The 20,674-nt window shown below is 62.3% G+C and carries 21 protein-coding genes; 12 read left to right on the top strand and 9 right to left on the bottom strand.

All coding sequences use genetic code 11. The annotated features are described in order from the left end of the window. Positions 1-7 precede the first annotated feature (7 nt). The 6 genes from J2Z17_RS02615 to J2Z17_RS02590 all read right to left on the bottom strand — a co-directional run bounded on the left by J2Z17_RS02615 (position 8) and on the right by J2Z17_RS02590 (position 3,873). On the bottom strand, positions 8-364 hold the full coding sequence (locus J2Z17_RS02615; RefSeq protein WP_209941918.1) for a hypothetical protein: 357 nt from the start codon (positions 362-364) through the stop codon (positions 8-10). A gap of 40 nt (positions 365-404) precedes the next feature. Next, positions 405-782, bottom strand: coding sequence for a hypothetical protein (locus tag J2Z17_RS02610; protein ID WP_209941917.1), 378 nt, complete (start codon positions 780-782; stop codon positions 405-407). Positions 783-814: 32 nt separating this feature from the next. Beyond that, complete coding sequence (yghU, locus tag J2Z17_RS02605) at positions 815-1,717, bottom strand: glutathione-dependent disulfide-bond oxidoreductase (RefSeq protein ID WP_209941916.1); 903 nt, start codon at positions 1,715-1,717, stop codon at positions 815-817. Positions 1,718-1,836: 119 nt separating this feature from the next. Further along, positions 1,837-2,115 carry a DUF2442 domain-containing protein gene (locus tag J2Z17_RS02600; RefSeq protein WP_209941915.1) on the bottom strand — a complete coding sequence of 93 codons (279 nt, stop codon included), beginning with the start codon at positions 2,113-2,115 and terminating at the stop codon, positions 1,837-1,839. Next, positions 2,096-2,227, bottom strand: a complete 132-nt coding sequence (locus tag J2Z17_RS25570; protein WP_377299954.1) for a DUF4160 domain-containing protein — start codon at positions 2,225-2,227, stop codon at positions 2,096-2,098. The genes J2Z17_RS02600 and J2Z17_RS25570 overlap by 20 nt, the downstream gene beginning before the upstream one ends. A gap of 113 nt (positions 2,228-2,340) precedes the next feature. After that, a complete protein-coding gene (locus J2Z17_RS02590; RefSeq protein WP_209941914.1) occupies positions 2,341-3,873 on the bottom strand; it encodes an acyl-CoA carboxylase subunit beta in 1,533 nt (510 codons plus the stop codon). A 224-nt stretch (positions 3,874-4,097) separates the two neighbouring features. Here J2Z17_RS02590 and J2Z17_RS02585 point away from each other — a divergent pair, with 224 nt between their 5' ends. Genes J2Z17_RS02585 through J2Z17_RS02575 form a run of 3 tightly spaced genes read left to right on the top strand, consistent with a single transcriptional unit; the run spans position 4,098 to position 7,858 of the window. Beyond that, positions 4,098-5,165 carry an enoyl-CoA hydratase/isomerase family protein gene (locus tag J2Z17_RS02585; RefSeq protein ID WP_209941913.1) on the top strand — a complete coding sequence of 356 codons (1,068 nt, stop codon included), beginning with the start codon at positions 4,098-4,100 and terminating at the stop codon, positions 5,163-5,165. 59 nt (positions 5,166-5,224) lie between these two features. After that, positions 5,225-6,235: a ligase-associated DNA damage response exonuclease gene (locus J2Z17_RS02580; protein ID WP_209942214.1), complete on the top strand. Its 1,011-nt coding sequence runs from the start codon at positions 5,225-5,227 to the stop codon at positions 6,233-6,235. Beyond that, positions 6,236-7,858: a cisplatin damage response ATP-dependent DNA ligase gene (locus J2Z17_RS02575; RefSeq protein ID WP_209941911.1), complete on the top strand. Its 1,623-nt coding sequence runs from the start codon at positions 6,236-6,238 to the stop codon at positions 7,856-7,858. It abuts the gene before it with no gap. A gap of 3 nt (positions 7,859-7,861) precedes the next feature. Here J2Z17_RS02575 and J2Z17_RS02570 read toward each other — a convergent pair whose 3' ends face one another. Continuing rightward, positions 7,862-8,944 carry an FAD-binding oxidoreductase gene (locus tag J2Z17_RS02570; RefSeq protein ID WP_209941909.1) on the bottom strand — a complete coding sequence of 361 codons (1,083 nt, stop codon included), beginning with the start codon at positions 8,942-8,944 and terminating at the stop codon, positions 7,862-7,864. 6 nt (positions 8,945-8,950) lie between these two features. Continuing rightward, positions 8,951-10,195 carry an aromatic ring-hydroxylating oxygenase subunit alpha gene (locus J2Z17_RS02565; RefSeq protein ID WP_209941908.1) on the bottom strand — a complete coding sequence of 415 codons (1,245 nt, stop codon included), beginning with the start codon at positions 10,193-10,195 and terminating at the stop codon, positions 8,951-8,953. A gap of 287 nt (positions 10,196-10,482) precedes the next feature. On the opposite strand from J2Z17_RS02565, the gene J2Z17_RS02560 reads away from it, so the two are divergent. Next, positions 10,483-11,634 carry an alpha/beta hydrolase gene (locus J2Z17_RS02560; protein WP_209941907.1) on the top strand — a complete coding sequence of 384 codons (1,152 nt, stop codon included), beginning with the start codon at positions 10,483-10,485 and terminating at the stop codon, positions 11,632-11,634. 138 nt (positions 11,635-11,772) lie between these two features. Here the strand turns inward: J2Z17_RS02560 and J2Z17_RS02555 are convergent, their stop codons facing one another. After that, positions 11,773-11,940 (bottom strand): DUF1328 domain-containing protein, encoded by a 168-nt coding sequence (locus J2Z17_RS02555; RefSeq protein ID WP_209941906.1) that lies wholly within the window; start codon positions 11,938-11,940, stop codon positions 11,773-11,775. Between the two features lie 262 nt (positions 11,941-12,202). On the opposite strand from J2Z17_RS02555, the gene J2Z17_RS02550 reads away from it, so the two are divergent. The 8 genes from J2Z17_RS02550 to J2Z17_RS02515 all read left to right on the top strand — a co-directional run bounded on the left by J2Z17_RS02550 (position 12,203) and on the right by J2Z17_RS02515 (position 20,614). Continuing rightward, on the top strand, positions 12,203-12,994 hold the full coding sequence (locus tag J2Z17_RS02550; RefSeq protein WP_209941905.1) for a DeoR/GlpR family DNA-binding transcription regulator: 792 nt from the start codon (positions 12,203-12,205) through the stop codon (positions 12,992-12,994). Between the two features lie 101 nt (positions 12,995-13,095). Continuing rightward, on the top strand, positions 13,096-14,607 hold the full coding sequence (gene glpD, locus J2Z17_RS02545) for a glycerol-3-phosphate dehydrogenase (protein WP_209941904.1): 1,512 nt from the start codon (positions 13,096-13,098) through the stop codon (positions 14,605-14,607). A gap of 57 nt (positions 14,608-14,664) precedes the next feature. Beyond that, positions 14,665-15,747, top strand: a complete 1,083-nt coding sequence (locus J2Z17_RS02540) for an ABC transporter ATP-binding protein (RefSeq protein WP_209941903.1) — start codon at positions 14,665-14,667, stop codon at positions 15,745-15,747. A gap of 4 nt (positions 15,748-15,751) precedes the next feature. After that, a complete protein-coding gene (locus J2Z17_RS02535; RefSeq protein ID WP_209941902.1) occupies positions 15,752-16,828 on the top strand; it encodes an ABC transporter ATP-binding protein in 1,077 nt (358 codons plus the stop codon). After that, positions 16,825-17,694, top strand: coding sequence for a carbohydrate ABC transporter permease (locus J2Z17_RS02530; protein WP_209941900.1), 870 nt, complete (start codon positions 16,825-16,827; stop codon positions 17,692-17,694). The genes J2Z17_RS02535 and J2Z17_RS02530 overlap by 4 nt, the downstream gene beginning before the upstream one ends. A gap of 11 nt (positions 17,695-17,705) precedes the next feature. After that, complete coding sequence (locus J2Z17_RS02525; protein WP_209941898.1) at positions 17,706-18,521, top strand: carbohydrate ABC transporter permease; 816 nt, start codon at positions 17,706-17,708, stop codon at positions 18,519-18,521. Positions 18,522-18,532: 11 nt separating this feature from the next. Further along, positions 18,533-18,814: a DUF2160 domain-containing protein gene (locus tag J2Z17_RS02520; protein WP_209941897.1), complete on the top strand. Its 282-nt coding sequence runs from the start codon at positions 18,533-18,535 to the stop codon at positions 18,812-18,814. 78 nt (positions 18,815-18,892) lie between these two features. Next, the gene (locus J2Z17_RS02515; RefSeq protein WP_209942213.1) at positions 18,893-20,614 is read left to right on the top strand and encodes an ABC transporter substrate-binding protein; all 1,722 of its coding nucleotides are present in this window, start codon (positions 18,893-18,895) and stop codon (positions 20,612-20,614) included. The last annotated feature ends 60 nt before the right edge of the window (positions 20,615-20,674 follow it).

The following is a 20,674-nucleotide window of genomic DNA, read 5'->3' as shown; positions in this document are numbered from 1 at the left end:
GCTGGCTTCAAAAGGCGTCCGGAAAATTCTTGCGTGCCATCGCCTCGTTGAGCTTCAGCATCGCGTTGTAGGACTTCGGATCAAAGCCGCGTTCGGCAGGCAGGATCTCCCGGCCGAACAGCCGACAGAGCCGCTCGCCGTCGAGATTGCCGCGCTCGAAGGGGGCCGAGCCGAAATATTGCCACAGTGCCTGTACGAAGCCGATATCGGCGAGGGCGACCGTCTGGTCCATCGTCCGATGGCGGGGCCAGGCGGCCAGCGGCGTGACCTTGGTCTTGGAGCGCCGCAGCGTGTACTGCCACTGGGTACCGAGAAGCCCGGCGGGAAAACCGGGATGCTTTGGCATTTCTGGTATTTTTGCCATCAAATCTGCCTCAAGCGATGCGTCGAAGGGATCATTTTCATCAGACCTCGAACACATCGTCGAAGGCTTCGGGAAAATTGGCCCGTGCAACCTTTTCATCGATCTGCAGCATGGCCTCGTAGGATAGCGGGTCGAAATGTTGATCGGCGGCGACGACTTCCCGACCGAAGAGCAGGCAAAGCCGCGCCGCATCGAGATTGCCACGCTCGAAAGGCTCGTCGCCGAAATGATGCCAGAGCGCATGCAGAAAGGCGGCGTCGATGCGATGTTCCTTGGTGTCTGGCCGGGCGCGCCGCGGAATTGCCTTCAGCGGCGTCACGCCCTTTGGATTGGCGCGGCGAATGGTGAACTGGATGCCAGTGCCCGGCAGGCCGCCGGGAAATCCGCGGTGTTTCGTCATGTCGGGCAGATTGGCCATTCCAGTTCTCCGTTTCTCTCAAGCGCCCCTCTTTAGCCCGCGGCGCCGATCTTGTCCCCGGTCTTCGTGTCGAAATCCGAAGCATCGTGCCGTTCCGGCAGCGCGGGTTCGCCGGATGCGCGGTTGACGATGACACCACGCTTGACGGCCGGACGTGCGCCGATCTCGTCGGTCCAGCGTGCCACGTTCTTGTAGCTTGCACCATCGAGGAAGGTGCCGGCATCGCCATAGGCCTCGCCCAGGATGATACGCCCATACCAGGGCCAGATCGCCATGTCGGCGATGGAGTAGTCGTCGCCGGCGATGAACCGGCTTTCGGCAAGACGCCTGTCGAGCACGTCGAGCTGGCGCTTGACCTCCATGGCATAGCGGTCGATCGCATATTTGATCTTCATCGGCGCATAGGCATAGAAATGGCCGAAACCGCCGCCGAGGAAGGGTGCGGAGCCCATCTGCCAGAACAGCCAGTTGAAGGTTTCGGCGCGGGTGCGCGGCTCGGTCGGCAGGAAGGCGTCGAATTTTTCCGCAAGATAGGTCATGATCGAAGCGCTCTCGAACAGGCGCACGGGCGCGCCGCCACCCTTCGGTGCGTGGTCCATCAGCGCCGGAATCTTGGAATTCGGATTGATGTCGACGAAGCCGGAGCCGAACTGGTCGCCGTCGCCGATCTTGATCAACCAGGCATCGTATTCCGCGCCCGTGTGACCGGCTGCGAGCAGTTCCTCGAGCAGGATGGTGACCTTCTGGCCGTTCGGTGTCGCCAGCGAATAGAGCTGCAGCGGATGCTTGCCGACGGGCAATTCCTTATCGACCTGCGGGCCGGCTGTCGGACGGTTAATATTGGCGAACTGGCCACCATTGCCCTGTTCCCAGGTCCAGACTTTCGGCGGTACATAGCCGGCGGGAAAATTGTCGGCGGGGGATTTCTCGGTCATGAAAACGGGTCCTCGAAGGTTGCGGGGGCGGCGCCCGATCAAGGGGCGCTTGAAAAGCAATATAGGAAAGGCCGGGCGGCTTTTCCGATGAAAATCGGCCTATGGCGCATGGTTCAAAATTATTCAGCTGCCTCGGCCGGAGGCTTGGCGTCGGGATATCTGGCACCCTGCAGCATGCCTTCAATGCTCAAGTCCTCATCCAGGGCGGGCCAATGGATGCCATAGGGAGACAATTCTATCGCGTTGCGCTGCTCTGTGCTCGCCGCCAGAAGAGGTGGGTACCACCAGAGCGGGGTCACGAGGGTCGTCCCGTTCCCCAAGAGCACGACAAGGCCCGTCTCGGTGCAGTAGGCGCTGACCGGCTCGAGCAAGTCGTCGTCAATGTCCAAAATGCTCATTCCACTTCTCCAGGAAGTTCCGCTGCTGCTCTGTGACGATTGCAAGCAGGTCATTCAGTTCTTTCTCCGTGCAGCGCTTGTTGCGCGCGATGGTGAGGTCCTGTAGCCAGATCTTGGTTTCCTTGCGATCGTTTCGAATGTGAACATGTGGCGGTTCAAAGCGGTGGAGACTCTAGAACTCGAACCTCCATCCCTTCCATTCGAAGACTTTCGGCATTCTACCCCCTAGAGCGGTATCGTGTCGTGCTTCTTCCAGTGGGTGCCCACCTGCTTGTTGCGCAGGGAGGCAAAGGCGCGGGCGATCCGCCGTCTGGAGGAATGCGGCATGATCACCTCGTCGATGAAGCCGCGCTCGGCCGCCTTGAACGGGTTGGCGAAATTCACCTCGTATTCCAGGGTGCGTGCGGCGATCTTGTCGGCGTCGCCAAGCTCCGAGCGATAGAGGATCTCCGCCGCGCCCTTGGCGCCCATGACCGCGATCTCCGCGGTCGGCCAGGCATAATTGATGTCGGCGCCGATATGTTTCGACGCCATCACGTCATAGGCGCCGCCATAGGCCTTGCGGGTGATCAGCGTCACCATCGGCACGGTCGCCTGGCTGTAGGCAAACAGCAGCTTGGCCCCGTGCTTGATCACGCCGCCATATTCCTGCGCCGTGCCGGGCAGGAAGCCGGGCACGTCGACCAGCGTCAGGATCGGGATCGAGAAGGCATCACAGAAGCGCACGAAGCGGGCAGCCTTGCGCGACGAGTCGATGTCGAGGCAGCCTGCCAGCACCATCGGCTGGTTGGCGACGACGCCGACCGTCTGGCCCTCGATGCGGATGAAGCCGGTGATGATGTTGCGGGCAAAGTCCTGCTGGATCTCGAAGAAGTCGCCCTCGTCGGCCAGCGCCAGGATCAATTCCTTCATGTCGTAGGGCTGGTTGGAACTGTCGGGGATCAGTGTGTCGAGACGGTCCTCCCGCCGCGCCGGGTCGTCGTGGAAGGGCCGGACCGGCGGCTTTTCGCGGTTGTTGAGCGGCAGGAAATCGAACAGCAGGCGCACCTGCTCGAGCGTCTCCACATCGTTCTCGAAGGCGCCGTCGGCAACCGAGGATTTCTTCGTATGGGTCGAGGCGCCGCCCAGTTCTTCCGCCGTGACGATCTCGTTGGTCACGGTCTTCACCACGTCCGGGCCGGTGACGAACATGTAGGACGTGTCGCGCACCATGAAGATGAAATCGGTCATGGCGGGCGAATAGACCGCCCCACCGGCGCAAGGGCCCATGATCACGGAAATCTGCGGTATCACGCCGGAAGCATCGACATTGCGCTTGAACACGTCGGCATAGCCGGCAAGCGAGGCAACGCCCTCCTGGATGCGGGCCCCACCCGAATCATTGAGCCCGATCACCGGCGCACCGTTCTTCATCGCCATGTCCATGATCTTGCAGATCTTCATCGCATGAGTTTCCGACAGCGAGCCGCCGAGCACGGTGAAGTCCTGGGAGAAAACATAGACCTGGCGGCCGTTGATCGTGCCCCATCCGGTCACCACGCCGTCGCCCGGTACCTTTTCCTCGGCCATGCCGAAATCGACGCAGCGATGCGTGACATACATGTCGTATTCTTCGAACGACCCCTCGTCGAGAAGAACGTCGATCCGCTCGCGCGCGGTCAGCTTGCCCTTGGCGTGCTGGGCATCGATGCGGCGCTGGCCGCCGCCCAGATTGGCGTTCGCCCGGCGTGTCGCCAGCTGGTCCAGTACCGAATTCATGCTTCCTCCCGACATTCCCGACGGCCTTTTCTTGGTTACGCAACCGCATTTTCGAGATGCGACCATAACCACCTCGCGCGCCGTTGCAAATGCGCCTTCAGACGGAAACGGTTTCGCCCGCGGGCGGCACCGCGGCCCGTGACAGGGGTTGACGATCCGCGCCTCGACCGCTCTCTTGATCGACAGGCAACCGGAGCAGGACCAGCAGGGACAGGGGAGACCGCATGAGCAACGAGCCGCAACTCCTTGTCGACCGCGACGGCGCCCTGGGCGTCATCAGCCTCAATCGTCCCGAGGCGCTGAACAGTCTCAACCGCGCGATGGTCGGCGCCATGCAGGGCGCTCTCGACCGGTTCGAGGCCGATCCGGCGATCGCCGCGGTGTTGGTGAAAGGCGCCGGCGAGCGTGGGCTTTGCGCAGGCGGCGACATCCGCATGGTGCACAAGAGCGGTCGTGCCGGCGACGGGCAGGGGCTTGCCTTCTGGCGCGAGGAATACCGGATGAACGTCCATATCGCGCGCTATTCCAAGCCCTATATCGCCTTCATGGACGGCATCGTCATGGGCGGCGGGGTCGGCATCTCGGCCCATGGCAGCCACCGGATCGTCACCGAGAGGCTGAAGCTTGCCATGCCGGAGACCGGCATCGGTTTCTTTCCAGATGTCGGCGCCAGCTTTCTCCTGCCGCGGTCACCCGGCGAACTCGGCACCTATCTCGGCCTCACCGGCGAGATCATCGGCGCGGCGGATGCCATTCTCGCGGGCCTTGCCGATGTCTGCGTACCGGTCGCGCAATTGCCGGCCCTGCAGGATGCGCTCGCCACACTGTCGCCTGCGGCCGATGCCGAGCTTGTTGGCGATGTCGTTGCCGCCTTCGCCACCGATCCGGGTCCGGCGCCTCTCGAGTCACACCTTCCATTGATCGATCGCTGCTTTGCCGGCGATACCGTCGAGGAGATCGTCGAGGCCCTGAATGGCGAAACCGATGTCTTTGCCGGCAGAACGGTCGAGCGGCTCTGGCAGCGCTCGCCGACAGCCCTGAAGATCACGCTGCGGATGCTGCGCCTCGGTCGGCAGAGCCAGACTTTGGAAGAGTGCATCGACCGTGAATTTGCCGGCTCGGCCGCGATCCTGACGCTTGACGATTTCTATGAAGGCGTGCGGGCCGCCGTCATCGACAAGGACCGCAACCCGACCTGGCGCCCGGGCCGGATCGAGGACGTCACAGCGGCGGAGATCATCCGCTTCTTCAAACCGCATCCCGATCCCCCGATCGGTGCCGCGGGGCGCTGACCGGGCGGCGGCGAAGCCGTCTTGCAAAGGCAACCCCGGTCCCTATCTTCCAATGAATGATCCGCCCTTCGGAACTGCTCAAGCCCACGCCGGCGGGTCTTTATTGCCAGCCCGGTGACTTCTATATCGATCCGGTGCGCGCGGTATCCCGCGCGGCCATTACGCATGGCCATTCCGACCATGCCCGCTCCGGTCATGCCCATGTGCTGGCAACGCCGGAGACGCTGGACATCATGGCGATCCGCTATGGCGAGGATTTTGCCGGCCAACGCCAGCCGATTGCCTATGGCGGCGAAGTCGACGTCAACGGCGTCAAGGTCAGTTTCCATCCGGCCGGCCATGTCTTCGGCTCGGCCCAGATCGCGGTCGAGTATCAGGGAACCCGCATCGTCGTCTCCGGTGACTACAAGCGCCGTGCCGATCCGACCTGCACCGGCTTCGAGGTAGTGCCCTGTGACGTCTTCGTGACCGAGGCCACCTTCGGCCTGCCGGTCTTCACCCATCCGCCGGATGCGGAGGAGATCGGCCGCTTGCTGCATTCCGTCGAGCAGTTTCCGGAGCGCACCCATATCGTCGGCGCCTATGCGCTCGGCAAGGCCCAGCGCGTCATCGGGCTTCTGCGCCAGGCCGGATATCACGAACCGATCTATATCCACGGCGCGCTCGAGCGGCTCTGTGCCTTCTACGAAAGCCAGGGGATCGCCCTTGGCGACCTTCGCCCGGCAACGCTGGAGAAGGGCAAGTCGAAGGATTTCGCCGGGACCATCGTCATCGGTCCGCCATCCGCCTTTGCCGATCGCTGGGCGCGGCGCTTTGCCGATCCGATCTCCTGCTTTGCCTCCGGCTGGATGCGCATCCGCCAGCGCGCCAAGCAGCGCGGCGTCGAGCTGCCGCTGATCCTGTCGGATCATTCCGACTGGCCCGAACTGACGCAGACGATCACCGAGACCGGCGCTTCCGAGGTCTGGGTCACCCATGGGCGGGAGGAGGCGCTGGTGCGCTGGTGCGAGCTGTCGGGGATCAAGGCAAAACCGCTGCATCTTGTCGGCTACGAGGACGAGAACGAATAGATGCGCGCCTTTTCCGAACTCCTCGACCGTCTCGTGCTGACGCCGTCGCGCAACGGCAAGCTGACGCTGATGCGCGACTATTTCGCGGCCACGCCGGACCCGGACCGCGGCTATGCGCTGGCGGCGCTGACCGGCGGGCTCGACATCGTCAACCTCAAGGCCGGCACCATCCGGGCGCTTGCCATGGAGCGCATCGACGAGGTGCTGTTCGGCTATTCCTACGACTATGTCGGCGACCTCGCCGAGACCGTGTCGCTGGTCTGGCCGGAAAGCGAGAATGCAGACGCTGTGCCCGAGCCGGCGCTTGCGGACGTCGTCGAGACGCTTCAGGCGACGTCGCGCGCCTCGGCACCAGAAAAATTCGTCGCCTTCATGGATGCCCTCGACACCTCCGGCCGCTATGCCCTGATCAAGCTGATGACCGGGGGCATGCGCATCGGCGTATCTGCCAGGCTTGCCAAGCAGGCGCTCGCCGATTTCGGTGGCGTCGACGTCACCGAGATCGAGGAGCTCTGGCATGGTCTGGAGGTCCCCTATCAGCCGCTCTTCGACTGGCTGGAGAAGAAGACGCCGAAGCCGGAGCGCCTCGCCAATGCGCTCTATCGCCCTGTGATGCTTGCTACACCACTGGAAGAACCGGATTATGGCCGCATCCTCCCCGACGAATATCGCGCCGAATGGAAATGGGATGGCATCCGCGTGCAGGTGTCGTCGGAGGGTGGCATCCACCGGCTCTATACCCGCACCGGCGACGACATCTCCGCTACCTTTCCCGACCTGCTTGGCACCATCGATTTCGAGGCGGTGCTCGACGGCGAACTGCTGGTCGGCGTGCCGGGCGAGCATGTCGGCACCTTTTCCGACCTGCAGCAGCGGCTGAACCGCAAGAGCGTCCCGGAGAAGCTGAAGCGCGACTATCCGGTCTTCGTCCGCATCTACGACCTGCTGATGCAGGAGGGCGAGGATCTGCGGGGAATGCCTTTCGACGCGCGGCGTGCCCGGCTGGAGCAATTCATGGGAGAGCTCGACGCGGATCGCTTCGATCTCTCGGCGCAGATCACCTACGAGGACGTTGCCGATCTCGACCGCAAGAGGCTCGATCCGCCGCATCCGGTGATCGAAGGGGTGATGCTGAAGCACAAGGACTCGCCCTACGTCACCGGCCGGCCCAAGGGCCCCTGGTTCAAGTGGAAGCGCGATCCGTTCACCGTCGACGCCGTGCTGATGTATGCTCAGCGCGGCCATGGCAAGCGGTCCAGCCTCTATTCGGACTTCACCTTCGGTGTCTGGGACGAGATCGACGGTGCCTTGCAACTCGTGCCGGTCGGCAAGGCCTATTTCGGCTTTACCGACGAGGAGCTGAAACGGATCGACAAGTTCGTGCGCGACAACACGATCGACCGCTTCGGCCCCGTCCGCTCGGTCCGCGCCAATCGCGAGAACGGGCTGGTGCTGGAAATTGCCTTCGAGGGCCTTAATCGGTCGGCCCGGCACAAATCCGGGGTGGCCATGCGCTTCCCGCGGGTCTCACGCCTGCGCTGGGACAAGCCGACGGCGGAAGCCGACACGCTGGAAAGTCTGAAAGCGCTGCTGCCGGCCACCGGGCCGGCAGACGTGATCTGAGGCTCACGCCTCGATTTCGACATCCGTCAGCGGACGGGAGCAGCAGGCGAGGATGTAGCCTTCCTCGATCTCTTCGTCGAGAATGCCGCCATTGTGCTGCATGTCGACCTCACCCTTGAGCTTAATCACCTTGCAGGTGCCGCAAAGGCCCGATTCGCACGCCGCTGCAATACGGACGCCGTTGGCGCGGCCTGCCTGGAGAAGCGTGAAGCCGGGCTCGCACTGTCCTTCCTTGCCGCTGAGGGCGAAGGTGACCTTTGTTGGTGCCTCTCCGTCCGCGTAAACAGGGACGACGAGGGGTGCCGGGGCCGCAGCCGGCAGAAAAGCCTCCTCATGGTAGTTGTCCATGTCGAAGCCGGCATTCTGCAGGGCATCGCGCACGGTTGCCATGAAGGGGGCCGGGCCGCAGCAGAACACCTTGCGGTCGAGAAAGTCCGGTGCCAGCAGCGAGATCTTTGCCCTGTCGATAAAGCCTTTCAGACCAGTCCACAGCTGCGAGCGTTCCAGCTGCTCGACGATGAAGCCGAGCGCGAAATGCGGCATGTGGCGCGCCTTGTACTCCAGCTCCCAGCGGAAGATGATGTCATTGGGCGAGCGCGCGCAATGGATGAAGGCGATGTCGCTGTCCGGTTCGCGGTCGGACAGGTCCCGGGTCATCGACATCATCGGCGTGATCCCGGAGCCTGCCGAGATGAATAGATATTTGTCGCCGGGATGGCGGACATAGGAGAAGTCGCCCACCGGACCATAGGCCTTCAGCTTCATGCCCGGCTTCAGGTGCTCCATCATCCAGCGCGTGCCGATCGAGTCCTTCTGCGCCTTGGCCGTCACCTGGATGGTGTAGGGCCGCGACGGCGTGGACGAGATCGTATAGGTGCGCATCACCGGATCCGGTCCGACCGGCAGTTCCAGCGTGAGGAACTGGCCCGGCTGGTAACGGAACCAGTGGCCGGGCTGATCGGGCTTGAAGGTGAAGGTCATCACGTCGGCCGTTTCCGGCGTCCATGCAACGCACTCCAGGAGGTGCTCCTTGTCGTTCCAAGGACGCATCTCGTCGACGTGTTTGTAGGTCTTTTCCTTTGCCATTGCCGATTATGCCACGACCGACAAAGGTGCCTTGTCGCCCTGCAGGCGATCGGTCATGAAGTTGGAATACCATTCGACGAACTGCATCACGCCACCTTCATGCTCCGGCGAATAGGGGCCGGGCTCGTAGGCCGGAGAGCGGATGCCGAAGGCATTTTCCTCGACGATCGAGCGGTCCTGGTCGTTGGTCATGTTCCAGACATGGGTCAGCTTGTCGAGGTCGTAATCGACACCCTCGACCGCGTCCTTGTGCACCAACCATGTGGTGGTGACAGCCGTCTCTTCGGCCGAGATCGGTGTGACGCTGAACGAGATCGCGTGGTCGACGAGGATATGGTTCCAGGTCGTCGGATAGTGGAACAGCAGCATGGTGCCGATCTCGCGGATCTTCACGTCATCCGACAGGAAGCGCTTCACCGCCGGCTTGCCATCCATGGTATAGCTTTCCGCACCCTGGATCAGCGGCATGCGGGCGGCGCGGAACTGGCCGGAGGGGTCCATGCTAAACGCGCTCGGCAGACCGGCTGCCTCGCAGCGCTGCCAGTGCTCGGCAATCACCGGATCGTCGCCGGCGCCCTGCACGCCGGTCGCCGTCGGCGCTTCGGGATAGGTGCGGCAGAGCTCGGGATGGTTCGGTGCGCAGTGATAGCACTCGCGGTTGTTTTCCCAGACGAGCTTCCAGTTGCCCTTCTCGATGATGGTGTTCTTGTGCGCGACCTTGGCTTCCGACAGCCGGTGCGGCTTCATGAAGGGCTCGATCGTGTCGCGAACGGGGGCGAAATCGGACGGCTGGTCGGCCAGGCAGATGAAGATGTAGCCGGCAACGGTTTCGCAGGCGACCGGCTTCAGGCCGAATTCGGCCTTGTCGAAGGTCTCGCCCATCTGTCGCGCAAAGACCAGCGAACCGTCGAGATCGTAGGTCCAGTTGTGGTAGGGACAGACGAGCTTCGCCGAGGCGCCGCGATCCTGGGTGCAGACGCGGTGGCCGCGGTGGCGGCAGGTGTTGTGGAAGGCGCGGATCTGGCCGTCACGGCCGCGCACGATGACGACCGGATAATCGCCGATCTGCGTGGTGAAGTAGTTGCCGGCCTTCGGCACTTCGCAATCATGGCCGATGAACAGCCAGTCGCGATACCAGATCATCTCCATGTCCAGCTTGAAATAGTCCTGATCGATATAGAAGGGCTGTTCGAGGGAGAAGCCCTCGCGCCGGTTCTTCAGTTGGCGCAATACCGTATTCTGCAGGTCCATCTCGTTGTCCTCGGTTCGCGTTCGGCCCCGGGTGCTGGGGCTGCCTTGCAATACTCGAAATAAGCAGTTTTGCACCGCACTCAATAAGGCGGATGCGACATCGGTCTGCCGCAAAGAGACACGTCGAAAAAATCTGCAAGGGGTGAGGGATTTCGGCGACGCCTCGCGAAAAACGTCGCGCGCATCTCGTGTGCCTGCCTCAAGCGCCGTCGCCCAGGCGGCGCGCTCATGTATAGTCGCGGCAAATCGCCCGTAATGGGTGTGTCAAAAGTGGTTGTATTTACACGATGATATCGTCTGCGTTTTCCCATGCCGGTTCTACGGTTTCCCCGGCATTTCGAGCCTTTGTCCTCTCATTTCTCGTGATCCTTGCCGGCTGCGTCACGCGGCCGGGCCCGGACGACCTGACGCCGGTAAAGCCTGTGGCCGAGGCCAAGACGGTGCAGGTTTTCGTGGCGACCACCCGCGCCACCCCACCGGCCGGCGAAAAGGGTTTTACAAGCGACCGCGCCGAAGGGCTCAATTTTGCCCGTTATACCGTGTCGCTGCCGCCCGGACACAAATCCGGCGAGATCGAATGGCCTGAAAACGGCAGGCCAGACCCGCGAAAGACCTTTGCTGTCCTGGCGCGCGAAACACTGACACCCGCCGAATTCTACGCGCAGATTCGGCAGAAGGCTTCGCATCTGTCGAAGGACCGGGCCGATGTCGGGGTCTTCGTCCACGGCTTCAACACCAATTTCCAGGAAGCGCTGTTCCGGGTCGTGCAGATGTCGGGCGATTCCAGCATAGACGGGGTACCGGTGCTGTTTTCCTGGCCGTCCAAGGCAAGCGTCGCCGGCTATGTCGCAGACAAGGAGTCGGTTACCTATTCGCGCGACTACCTGGTGGACATGCTGACGAAGCTGACGGTCAAGCGCGATGGCCGCCATGTGCTTCTCTTCGGCCACAGCATGGGGGGATGGCTGGTCACCGAGAGCCTGCGCCAGCTGAAACTGATGGGGCGCACCGATGTGCTGCATCACCTCGAGGTCCTGCTTGCCGCGCCGGATGTCGATGCGGACGTGTTCGGACAGCAGATGGCCGTTATCGGCCCGCTGTCGCCGCCTATGGTGATCTTCGTCTCCACCGATGACCGGGCGCTTCTGGCCTCCAGCCTGATTTCCGGCGACGTGCCCCGCATCGGCGCGCTCGACGTGCATGACCCTATCGTCGAAAAGGTGGCCCGCGAGGAAAAGATCGTGCTGGTGGACGTGTCGTCCCTGCAAGGCACCGGCAGGCTGAACCATGACCGCTATGTCCAGCTCGCCGCGCTCTATCCGAAATTGAGCCAGCAGAAACAGACGATCAACGATGTCGGCGGCTTCGTTCTGGAAGCGGCCGCGACCACGGTCGCCAGCCCCTTCCGGCTGGTCAAGCTGGTGGTCGATCCGCAGTAAGTGCCGGCCGTGCGCATCAACTGCGAGACGACCTGAACGCAAAAAAAAGCATCCGGCGCAAACCGGATGCTTTTTCGACTGGAGGTCGCGTCCTCGGGCAGGGGAACCGTCAGGACGCGCCTTGGATGTCCCTGATCGTTAGACGCGGCGACGGAAGGCGCCGGTCAGCAGCGAGATCAGGAACAGAACGATGAAGACGAAGAACAGGATCTTCGCGATACCGACGGAGGCGCCGGCAATGCCGCCGAAGCCAAGTGCGCCGGCGATCAGGGCAACAACGAGAAATACAAGAGCGTAATAGAGCATTGTCAGGGTCTCCTTGATGAATTTCGAAACCAGAACGTCGCCCAGCCCATATTTGTTCCCAGAGATCTGTCGTGGCCTCTTGCAGCTTCTGTCGAACATCCCATGACCACCGCATGCACCTTCTCCATCGCCGGCCGGGCTTCAGCCTCCGCCGGGCGACCAAGTGAGCCCGACCTTCCTGTCGTGGACCCGTGTCGTTTTGCTTGCGGGATCTTCGTTTTGGCTTAAAGTCCCCGATCCAAACGAAAGCGGATCGGCCAAGATGAACTATTCCTCCCGGCAGAGCGAAATCCTGGTGATCGCCAAGGTCGAGGGCAAGGTGACGGTCGAGCAGCTGGCGCAGCGCTTCGAAGTTTCGCCGCAAACAATCCGCAAGGACCTGAACGAACTCTGCGACAGCAGGGCGCTTACCCGCGTCCATGGCGGCGCGATCTTCCCGCGCGGCACCGAGAACCTCAAATACGAGGCACGGCGGCTGATGGCCGCATCGGAAAAGGCGGCGATCGGCCGGGCGGCGGCAGCGCTCATACCCGATAACGCATCCCTGTTCGTCAATATCGGCACCACGACCGAGGCCGTCGGCGAGGCGCTCTCCGACCATTCCGAACTGATGGTCATCACCAACAATATCAATGTGGCCAATCGCTTGCGGATCTTCCCGGCGATAGAGGTGGTGATTGCCGGTGGCGTCGTGCGCGGCGCAGACGGCGGCATCGTCGGCGAGGCGGCGGTCGATTTCATCCGCCAGTTCAAGGTGGATTTCGCCGTCATCGGCGTCTCGGCGATCGACGAGGACGGCGCACTGCTCGACTTCGACTACCGCGAAGTGAAGGTCGCGCAGGCGATCATCGCCAATGCGCGCCATGTGATTCTGGTCACCGACGCGTCGAAATTCACCCGCACGGCGCCGGTGCGTATCGGCCACATCTCGCAGGTGCACACCTTCATTACCGATTTCTGTCCTATCGATTCGGTGCGCGACATCTGTGCTGAAAACGATGTCAGGCTAATCGAAACGGCGCGAGCCCAAGCCGATGGCAGCGCCGACGATTGACGGTCGTTGTTTCATTTGACTTTCGTTTTCTTTTCGCTTTAGATCATTTTCAGCGTTTCTGATGGTGCGGTGCACACGGAAGCCGAAGGGGAAGGGGTGAAATGGCCGAGGCTGCGACTTTCGATCTTTTCGTCATTGGCGGCGGTATCAACGGCTGCGGCATCGCGCGCGATGCTGCCGGTCGCGGCTACGCCGTCGCGCTGGCGGAAATGAACGATTTCGCCTCCGGCACCTCGTCCGGCGCCACCAAACTCATCCATGGTGGCCTGCGCTATCTCGAGCACTACGAGTTTCGCCTTGTGCGCGAAGCCCTCAAGGAGCGCGAAGTGCTCTGGGCCATGGCGCCGCATGTCATCTGGCCCCTGCGCTTCGTGCTGCCCTACCAGAAGGGCGGGGTGCGGCCGGCCTGGATGATCCGGCTTGGCCTTTTCCTTTACGATCATCTTGGCGGCCGCAAGCTCCTGCCAGCGACGAAGGTGCTCGATCTGAAGCGCGATCCGGCCGGCAAGCCGCTGAAGCCGATCTTTGCCAAAGCGTTTGAATATTCCGACGGCTGGGTCGATGACGCCCGCTTCGTGGTGCTGAATGCCGCCGATGCGCAGGCGCGGGGTGCGACCATCCTTGCCCGCCACAAGGTCGTCTCGGCCAAGGTGGTCGACGGTCTCTGGGAGATCACCGTGCGTGACGCTGCCAGCGGCGCTACCGTGCTTCATCGTGCCCGCATGGTGGTCAATGCCGCGGGTCCCTGGGTCGACCATGTGTTGCAGGCCGCCATGGGGCGCAACGAGGCCCAGCATGTGCGGCTGGTCCAGGGCAGTCATATCGTCATCAAGAAGAAGTTTTCCGACCCGCGCGCCTATTTCTTCCAGAACCCGGACCAGCGGATCATCTTCGCCATCCCCTACGAGCAGGAATTCACCCTGATCGGCACCACGGACCGCGACTATCACGGCGATCCGAAGGACGTGAAGATCAGCGGCGAGGAGGCCGATTATCTGTGCGCCGCGGCCAGCGAATATTTCGCCGAGCCTGTCACCTGCGACGATATCGTCTGGTCATACTCCGCCGTCCGCCCGCTGTTCGACGACGGTGCGTCGAAGGCGCAGGAGGCGACCCGCGACTATGTGTTGAAGGTTGAGGACCGCGCCGGGGCGCCGCTTCTCAACGTATTCGGCGGCAAACTCACCACTTACCGTCGGCTCGGCGAGCATGCGCTGGAAAAGATCGGTGAGGCGATCGGCGAAAAGGGTGCGCCCTGGACCGCAAGGAGCAAGCTGCCCGGGGGTGATTTCGCCGTCAACGGCTATGGTTTCGAGGTCGAGGCTCTGCTGGCGCTTTATCCCTTCATCCAAAAGACCCATGGCGCCCGGCTGGTCCGCTGCTATGGTAAGAATGCCCGCGTCGTTCTCGGCGGGGCCAGCAAGATCGAGGATCTCGGTCTTCATTTCGGCGGCACGCTCTACGAGGCGGAAGTCCGCTATCTGATCGAAAACGAGTGGGCCGTCACGGCAGAAGACGTGTTGTGGCGGCGCACGAAACAGGGATTGTTCCTCACGGCAGGAGAGGCCGCGGAACTTGAGGAGAAAATGGCGGGGATGCGCCGCGCCGCTTGAAGCCAAGCGCGGGCTCTGCACGGACGAGATCCGAAGGTTGGGAGGCCTGACGGAACAATGCTCGAACTGCGCAATGTGTCGAAGATTGTCGGCACGCAGACACATATCCATCCGACAAGCCTGACGCTTCATCGCGGCACGATGAATGTGCTTCTGGGGCCGACGCTGTCCGGCAAGACCACGCTGATGCGGTTGATGGCCGGGCTTGACGAGCCGAGCGAGGGGACCGTCCATGTCGACGGCGCCGATGTCACGGGCATGCCCGTGCAGAAGCGCAATGTCGCGATGGTCTACCAGCAATTCATCAATTATCCGGCGCTGACCGTTTACGAGAACATCGCCTCGCCGATGCGGATTGCCGGTCGTGACCGCGAAACCATTGACCGCGAAGTGCGGCGCGCCGCCGAAATCCTGCGGCTGACGCCCTATCTAGACCGCACGCCGCTCAACCTGTCGGGTGGTCAGCAGCAGCGCACGGCGCTGGCCCGGGCGATCGTCAAGAATGCCGGCCTCGTGCTGCTCGACGAGCCGCTCGCCAATCTCGACTACAAGCTGCGCGAGGAACTGCGCGAGGAGCTGCCGAAGATCTTCGCCGAGTCCGGTGCGATCTTCGTTTATGCCACCACCGAGCCATCCGAAGCGCTGCTGCTCGGCGGCAATACCGCGACGCTTAGCGAGGGGCGGGTGACGCAATCGGGCGAGACGATCGAGGTCTATCGCAACCCGGTGGACATCACGAGTGCCAAGACCTTCGCCGATCCGCCGCTCAACACCATCGATCTCGTCCGTGCGGGCGACCGGCTTTTGCTGAATGACGCGCCGGTGATGGGCTTGCCCACCTATCTGTTGGGCATTCCCGAGGGCCCCGTCACCATCGCCTTCCAGCCGCATCACATTCATCTGCAGCCGACGGCGTCGACCACGCCGCTCGAAGCCCGCACGCTGATTTCGGAGATTGCCGGTTCGGAAAGCTTCGTGCATCTGGATTTCGCCGCCCGGCGCTGGGTGCTGTTGGCGCACGGCATTCACGACATCGAGCCCGAGCAGCAGATCGAGGTGCATCTCGACACCCGCCATCTGATGGCTTTCGACACCAGAACCGGACGCTCGCTTGCGGGTGCCGGCCACGAAGCGGAGTAGGCTCATGGCGCGTATCGGACTGGACCATATCCGTCATGCCTACAGCGACGCGGCCAAGGCTGCCGGCGACTATGCTTTGAAGGAAGTGCATCACGACTGGGAGGACGGCGGCGCCTATGCGCTGCTCGGACCGTCCGGCTGCGGCAAGACCACGCTGCTCAACATCATTTCCGGGCTGCTCACCCCGTCCGACGGCCGTATCCTGTTCGACGGGCGCGACGTCACCGACCTGCCGACCGAGCAGCGCAACATCGCGCAGGTGTTCCAGTTCCCGGTCGTTTACGACACCATGAGCGTTTTCGACAATCTCGCTTTCCCCTTGCGCAATCGCCACGTGCCGGAGGCAGAGGTGAAGGCGCGGGTCGACGAGATTCTTCAGATGATCGATCTCGCGCCGATGGCGAAGCGGCGGGCCGAAGGGCTGACGGCCGACCTGAAGCAGAAGATCTCGCTCGGCCGCGGTCTTGTGCGCTCCGACGTCAACGCCATCCTGTTCGACGAACCGCTGACCGTGATCGACCCCTATATGAAATGGGTGCTGCGCTCTCAGCTGAAACGCCTGCATCGCCAGTCGGGCTTTACCATGGTCTATGTCACCCATGACCAGACCGAGGCGCTGACCTTTGCCGACAAGGTGGTGGTCATGCATGACGGCCAGATCGTCCAGATCGGCACGCCGGCCGATCTGTTCGAGCGGCCGAGCCACACATTCGTCGGCTATTTCATCGGCTCCCCCGGCATGAACCTTCTGCCGGTGACGGTCGAGGGGCAGACTGCCCATGTCGGCGGTGAGCAGATCGTCCTGTCGGGCGCGCCGAAGATCGGCACGTCGAGCAAGCTGGAACTCGGCATCCGCCCGGAATTCGTCCGGCTCGGCACCGAGGGCATGCCGGTGACGATCAGCAAGGTCGAGGATATCGGTCGGCAGAAGATCGTCCGCGCCGATTTCGCCGGCCAGCCGATCGCCATCGTGCTGGCCGAGGACGAGCCGATCCCGGCGGATGCTAGGGTCACCTTCGACAGCCAGGCGATCGGCATCTTCGCCGACAGCTGGCGGGTCGAGACGGAGGCAAGCGCATGAACAAGACCTGGAACAACAAGGCCTGGTTCATGGTCCTGCCGGTGCTGCTGCTGGTAGCGTTTTCGGCCGTCATTCCGCTGATGACGGTGGTGAACTACTCGGTGCAGGATACCTTCGGCAACAACCAGTTCTTCTGGGCAGGCACCGACTGGTTCAGCCAGATGTTGTCATCGCAGCGCTTCTGGGATGCGCTGGTGCGCAACCTGATCTTTTCGGGTGTCATCCTGGCGATCGAGATCCCGCTCGGCATCTTCATCGCGCTCAACATGCCGAAGACCGGTCTCGGGGTGCCCGTCTGCCTCGTCCTGATGGCGCTGCCGCTGCTGATCCCATGGAACGTCGTCGGCACGATCTGGCAGGTTTTCGGCCGCGTCGATATCGGTCTGCTCGGCCATGCGCTGAAGGCGATCGGCATCGACTACAATTATACCCAGGAGCCGATCGCCGCCTGGGTTACCGTCATCGTCATGGACGTCTGGCACTGGACCAGCCTCGTCGTATTGCTCTGCTATGCCGGCCTGGTGTCGATCCCGGACGCCTATTATCAGGCGGCCAAGATCGACGGCGCCTCGCGCTGGTCCGTCTTCCGCTACATCCAGCTGCCGAAGATGAAGCGGGTTCTGCTGATCGCCGTGCTGCTACGCTTCATGGATAGCTTCATGATCTACACCGAACCCTTCGTCGTCACCGGCGGCGGGCCGGGCAACTCGACGACCTTCCTGTCGATCGATCTGGTCAAGATGGCCGTCGGCCAGTTCGACCTCGGGCCGGCCGCTGCCATGTCGCTGATCTATTTCCTGATCATCCTGCTTCTCTCCTGGGTCTTCTATACCGTGATGACCCAGGGCGACGAGCCGAAGGCGTAAAGGAGACGGTCATGAGTATCGATACCCGCAGCCGTCACGGTTACCTCGTTCCCGTCGTCTATATCGTCTTCCTGCTGCTGCCGATCTACTGGCTGGTCAATATGAGCTTCAAGGAGACCTCGGAAATCCTCGGCGAGTTTTCGCTCTGGCCGCAGCATCCGACCCTGCACAATTACCGGGTCATCTTCACCGACCCGGCCTGGTATAACGGCTATATCAACTCGATCACCTATGTCGTCATGAACATGGTGATTTCGGTGGCAGCCGCTCTGCCGGCGGCTTACGCCTTCTCGCGCTACCGGTTCCTCGGCGACAAGCACCTGTTTTTCTGGTTGCTCACCAACCGCATGGCGCCGCCGGCCGTCTTCGCGCTGCCGTTCTTCCAGCTCTATTCGGCCTTCGGGCTGATCGACACCCATATCGCGGTGGCGCTGGCGCACTGCCTGTTCAACGTGCCGCTGGCGGTCTGGATTCTCGAGGGCTTCATGTCGGGCGTGCCGAAGGAAATCGATGAAACCGCCTATATCGACGGTTATTCGTTCCCGCGCTTCTTCGTGAAGATCTTCATGCCGTTGATTGCATCGGGGATCGGGGTCGCGGCCTTCTTCTGCTTCATGTTCTCCTGGGTGGAACTGCTGATTGCCCGCACGCTCACCACCACGGATGCCAAGCCGATCGCCGCCACCATGACCCGCACCGTGTCGGCGTCGGGCATGGACTGGGGCGTCTTGGCCGCCGCCGGCGTGCTGACCATCATTCCCGGCGCGCTGGTGATCTATTTCGTCCGCAACTACATCGCCAAGGGCTTTGCCCTGGGCCGCGTTTGAGGAGGCAGGAGATGGACCTTTCCTGGATGGCATGGACCTGGCCGACGGCGATCTTCTTCGTCGTCATCTTCTGCCTGATCGCCTCCATGGGCGTGTGGGAATATTTTTCGCCCGGCGGCAATCCGCGGGTCGGCATCCTGCGCTTCGAGACGACGCGCGGCGACCGGCTGTTCGTGTCGCTGCTCGGCGCCGCATTCATTCATCTCGCATGGCTCGGTCTTGGAGGACCGAGCCTGTGGTGGGCTCTTGCCCTTTCGGTGGTCTACGCCGTCGGCGTCTTCCGCTTCGTTTGAGGGATTAGCCAGGCGGCCGAAAGAGGAGGGCCGCCACTTGAAAAGTCGAAACTGCGCTCGCAATCGGGAGGACTAATGATGCGACGGCAATTGATGACGACAACGGCAGTCATGCTGCTGGTGATGACAGGTACGGCATTCGCCGGAATGGAAGAGGCAAAGGGATTCCTCGACAAGGAGATCGGGGATCTGTCGACGCTGTCGCGCGCCGACCAGGAAAAGGAAATGCAGTGGTATATCGATGCGGCGAAACCCTTTGCCGGCATGGATATCAAGGTGGTGTCGGAAACGCTGACCACCCATGAATATGAATCCAAGGTGCTGGCGCCCGCCTTTACCGCGATCACCGGCATCAAGATTACCCACGACCTGATCGGCGAAGGCGATGTGGTCGAGAAGCTGCAGACCCAGATGCAGTCGGGCGAGAATATCTATGACGCTTACGTCAACGACTCGGACCTGATCGGCACCCATTGGCGCTACCAGCAGGCCCGCAACCTGACCGACTGGATGGCGAACGAGGGCAAGGACGTCACCGACCCGATGCTCGACATCGACGATTTCATCGGGACGAAGTTCACCACGGCGCCGGACGGCAAGCTTTACCAGCTGCCCGACCAGCAGTTCGCCAACCTCTACTGGTTCCGCTATGACTGGTTCAACGACGAGAAGAACAAGGCCGACTTCAAGGCGAAGTATGGTTACGATCTCGGCGTTCCGGTCAACTGGTCTGCCTATGAGGACATCGCCGAATTCTTCACCGGCCGCGAGATCGACGGCAAGAAGGTCTATGGTCACATGGACTACGGCAAGAAGGACCCGTCGCTCGGCTGGCGGTTCACCGATGCCTGGCTGTCGATGGCCGGCAATGGAGACAAGGGCCTTCCGAACGGTCTGCCGGTCGATGAATGGGGTATCAAGGTCGACGAGAATTCGCGTCCCGTCGGCTCCTGCGTCGCGCGCGGTGGAGACACCAATGGCCCGGCCGCCGTCTACTCGATCCAGAAATATCTCGACTGGCTGAAGGCCTATGCCCCGGCATCGGCTGCCGGCATGACCTTCTCGGAATCAGGTCCGGTTCCAGGCCAGGGCGAGATCGCCCAGCAGATCTTCATGTATACGGCATTCACCGCCGATATGGTCAAGGAAGGCCTGCCGGTCGTCAACGAGGACGGCACGCCGAAATGGCGCTTCGCCCCCAGCCCCCACGGCGTCTACTGGAAGGACGGCATGAAGCTCGGCTATCAGGACGTGGGTTCCTGGACGCTGATGAAGTCGACCCCGGACGACCGCGCCAAGGCAGCCTGGCTCTACGCCCAGTTCGTCACCTCCAAGACGGTGGACGTGAAAAAGAGCCATGTCGGCCTGACGCTGATCCGCGAATCGACCATCCAGCACCAGAGCTTCACGGACCGTGCGCCGAAGCTCGGCGGCCTGATCGAGTTCTACCGCTCGCCGGCCCGCGTCCAGTGGTCGCCGACCGGCACCAACGTGCCGGACTATCCGAAGCTGGCGCAGCTCTGGTGGCAGGCGGTCGGCGATGCCGCATCGGGTGCCAAGACGGCACAGGCCGCGATGGATTCGCTCTGCGCCGAGCAGGAAAAGGTGCTTGCGCGTCTGGAACGGGCGGGTGTCCAGGGCGATATCGGACCGAAGCTCGCGGAGGAGCATGATCTCGAATACTGGAACAAGGATGCGGTCGCCAAGGGCAACCTTGCACCGCAGCTGAAGATCGAGAACGAGAAGGAAAAGCCTGTTACCGTCAACTATGACGAACTGGTCAAGAGCTGGCAGAAGTGATCATCTGCCGATAGAAAAAGGAACCGGGGCGCCATGCGCCCCGGTTCTGTGTTGACTGCC

This window comes from Heterorhizobium halophytocola (assembly GCF_017873095.1).
Classification (GTDB): Bacteria; Pseudomonadota; Alphaproteobacteria; order Rhizobiales; family Rhizobiaceae; genus Allorhizobium; species Allorhizobium halophytocola.
This window is presented reverse-complemented; position numbering and strand designations above follow the sequence as displayed.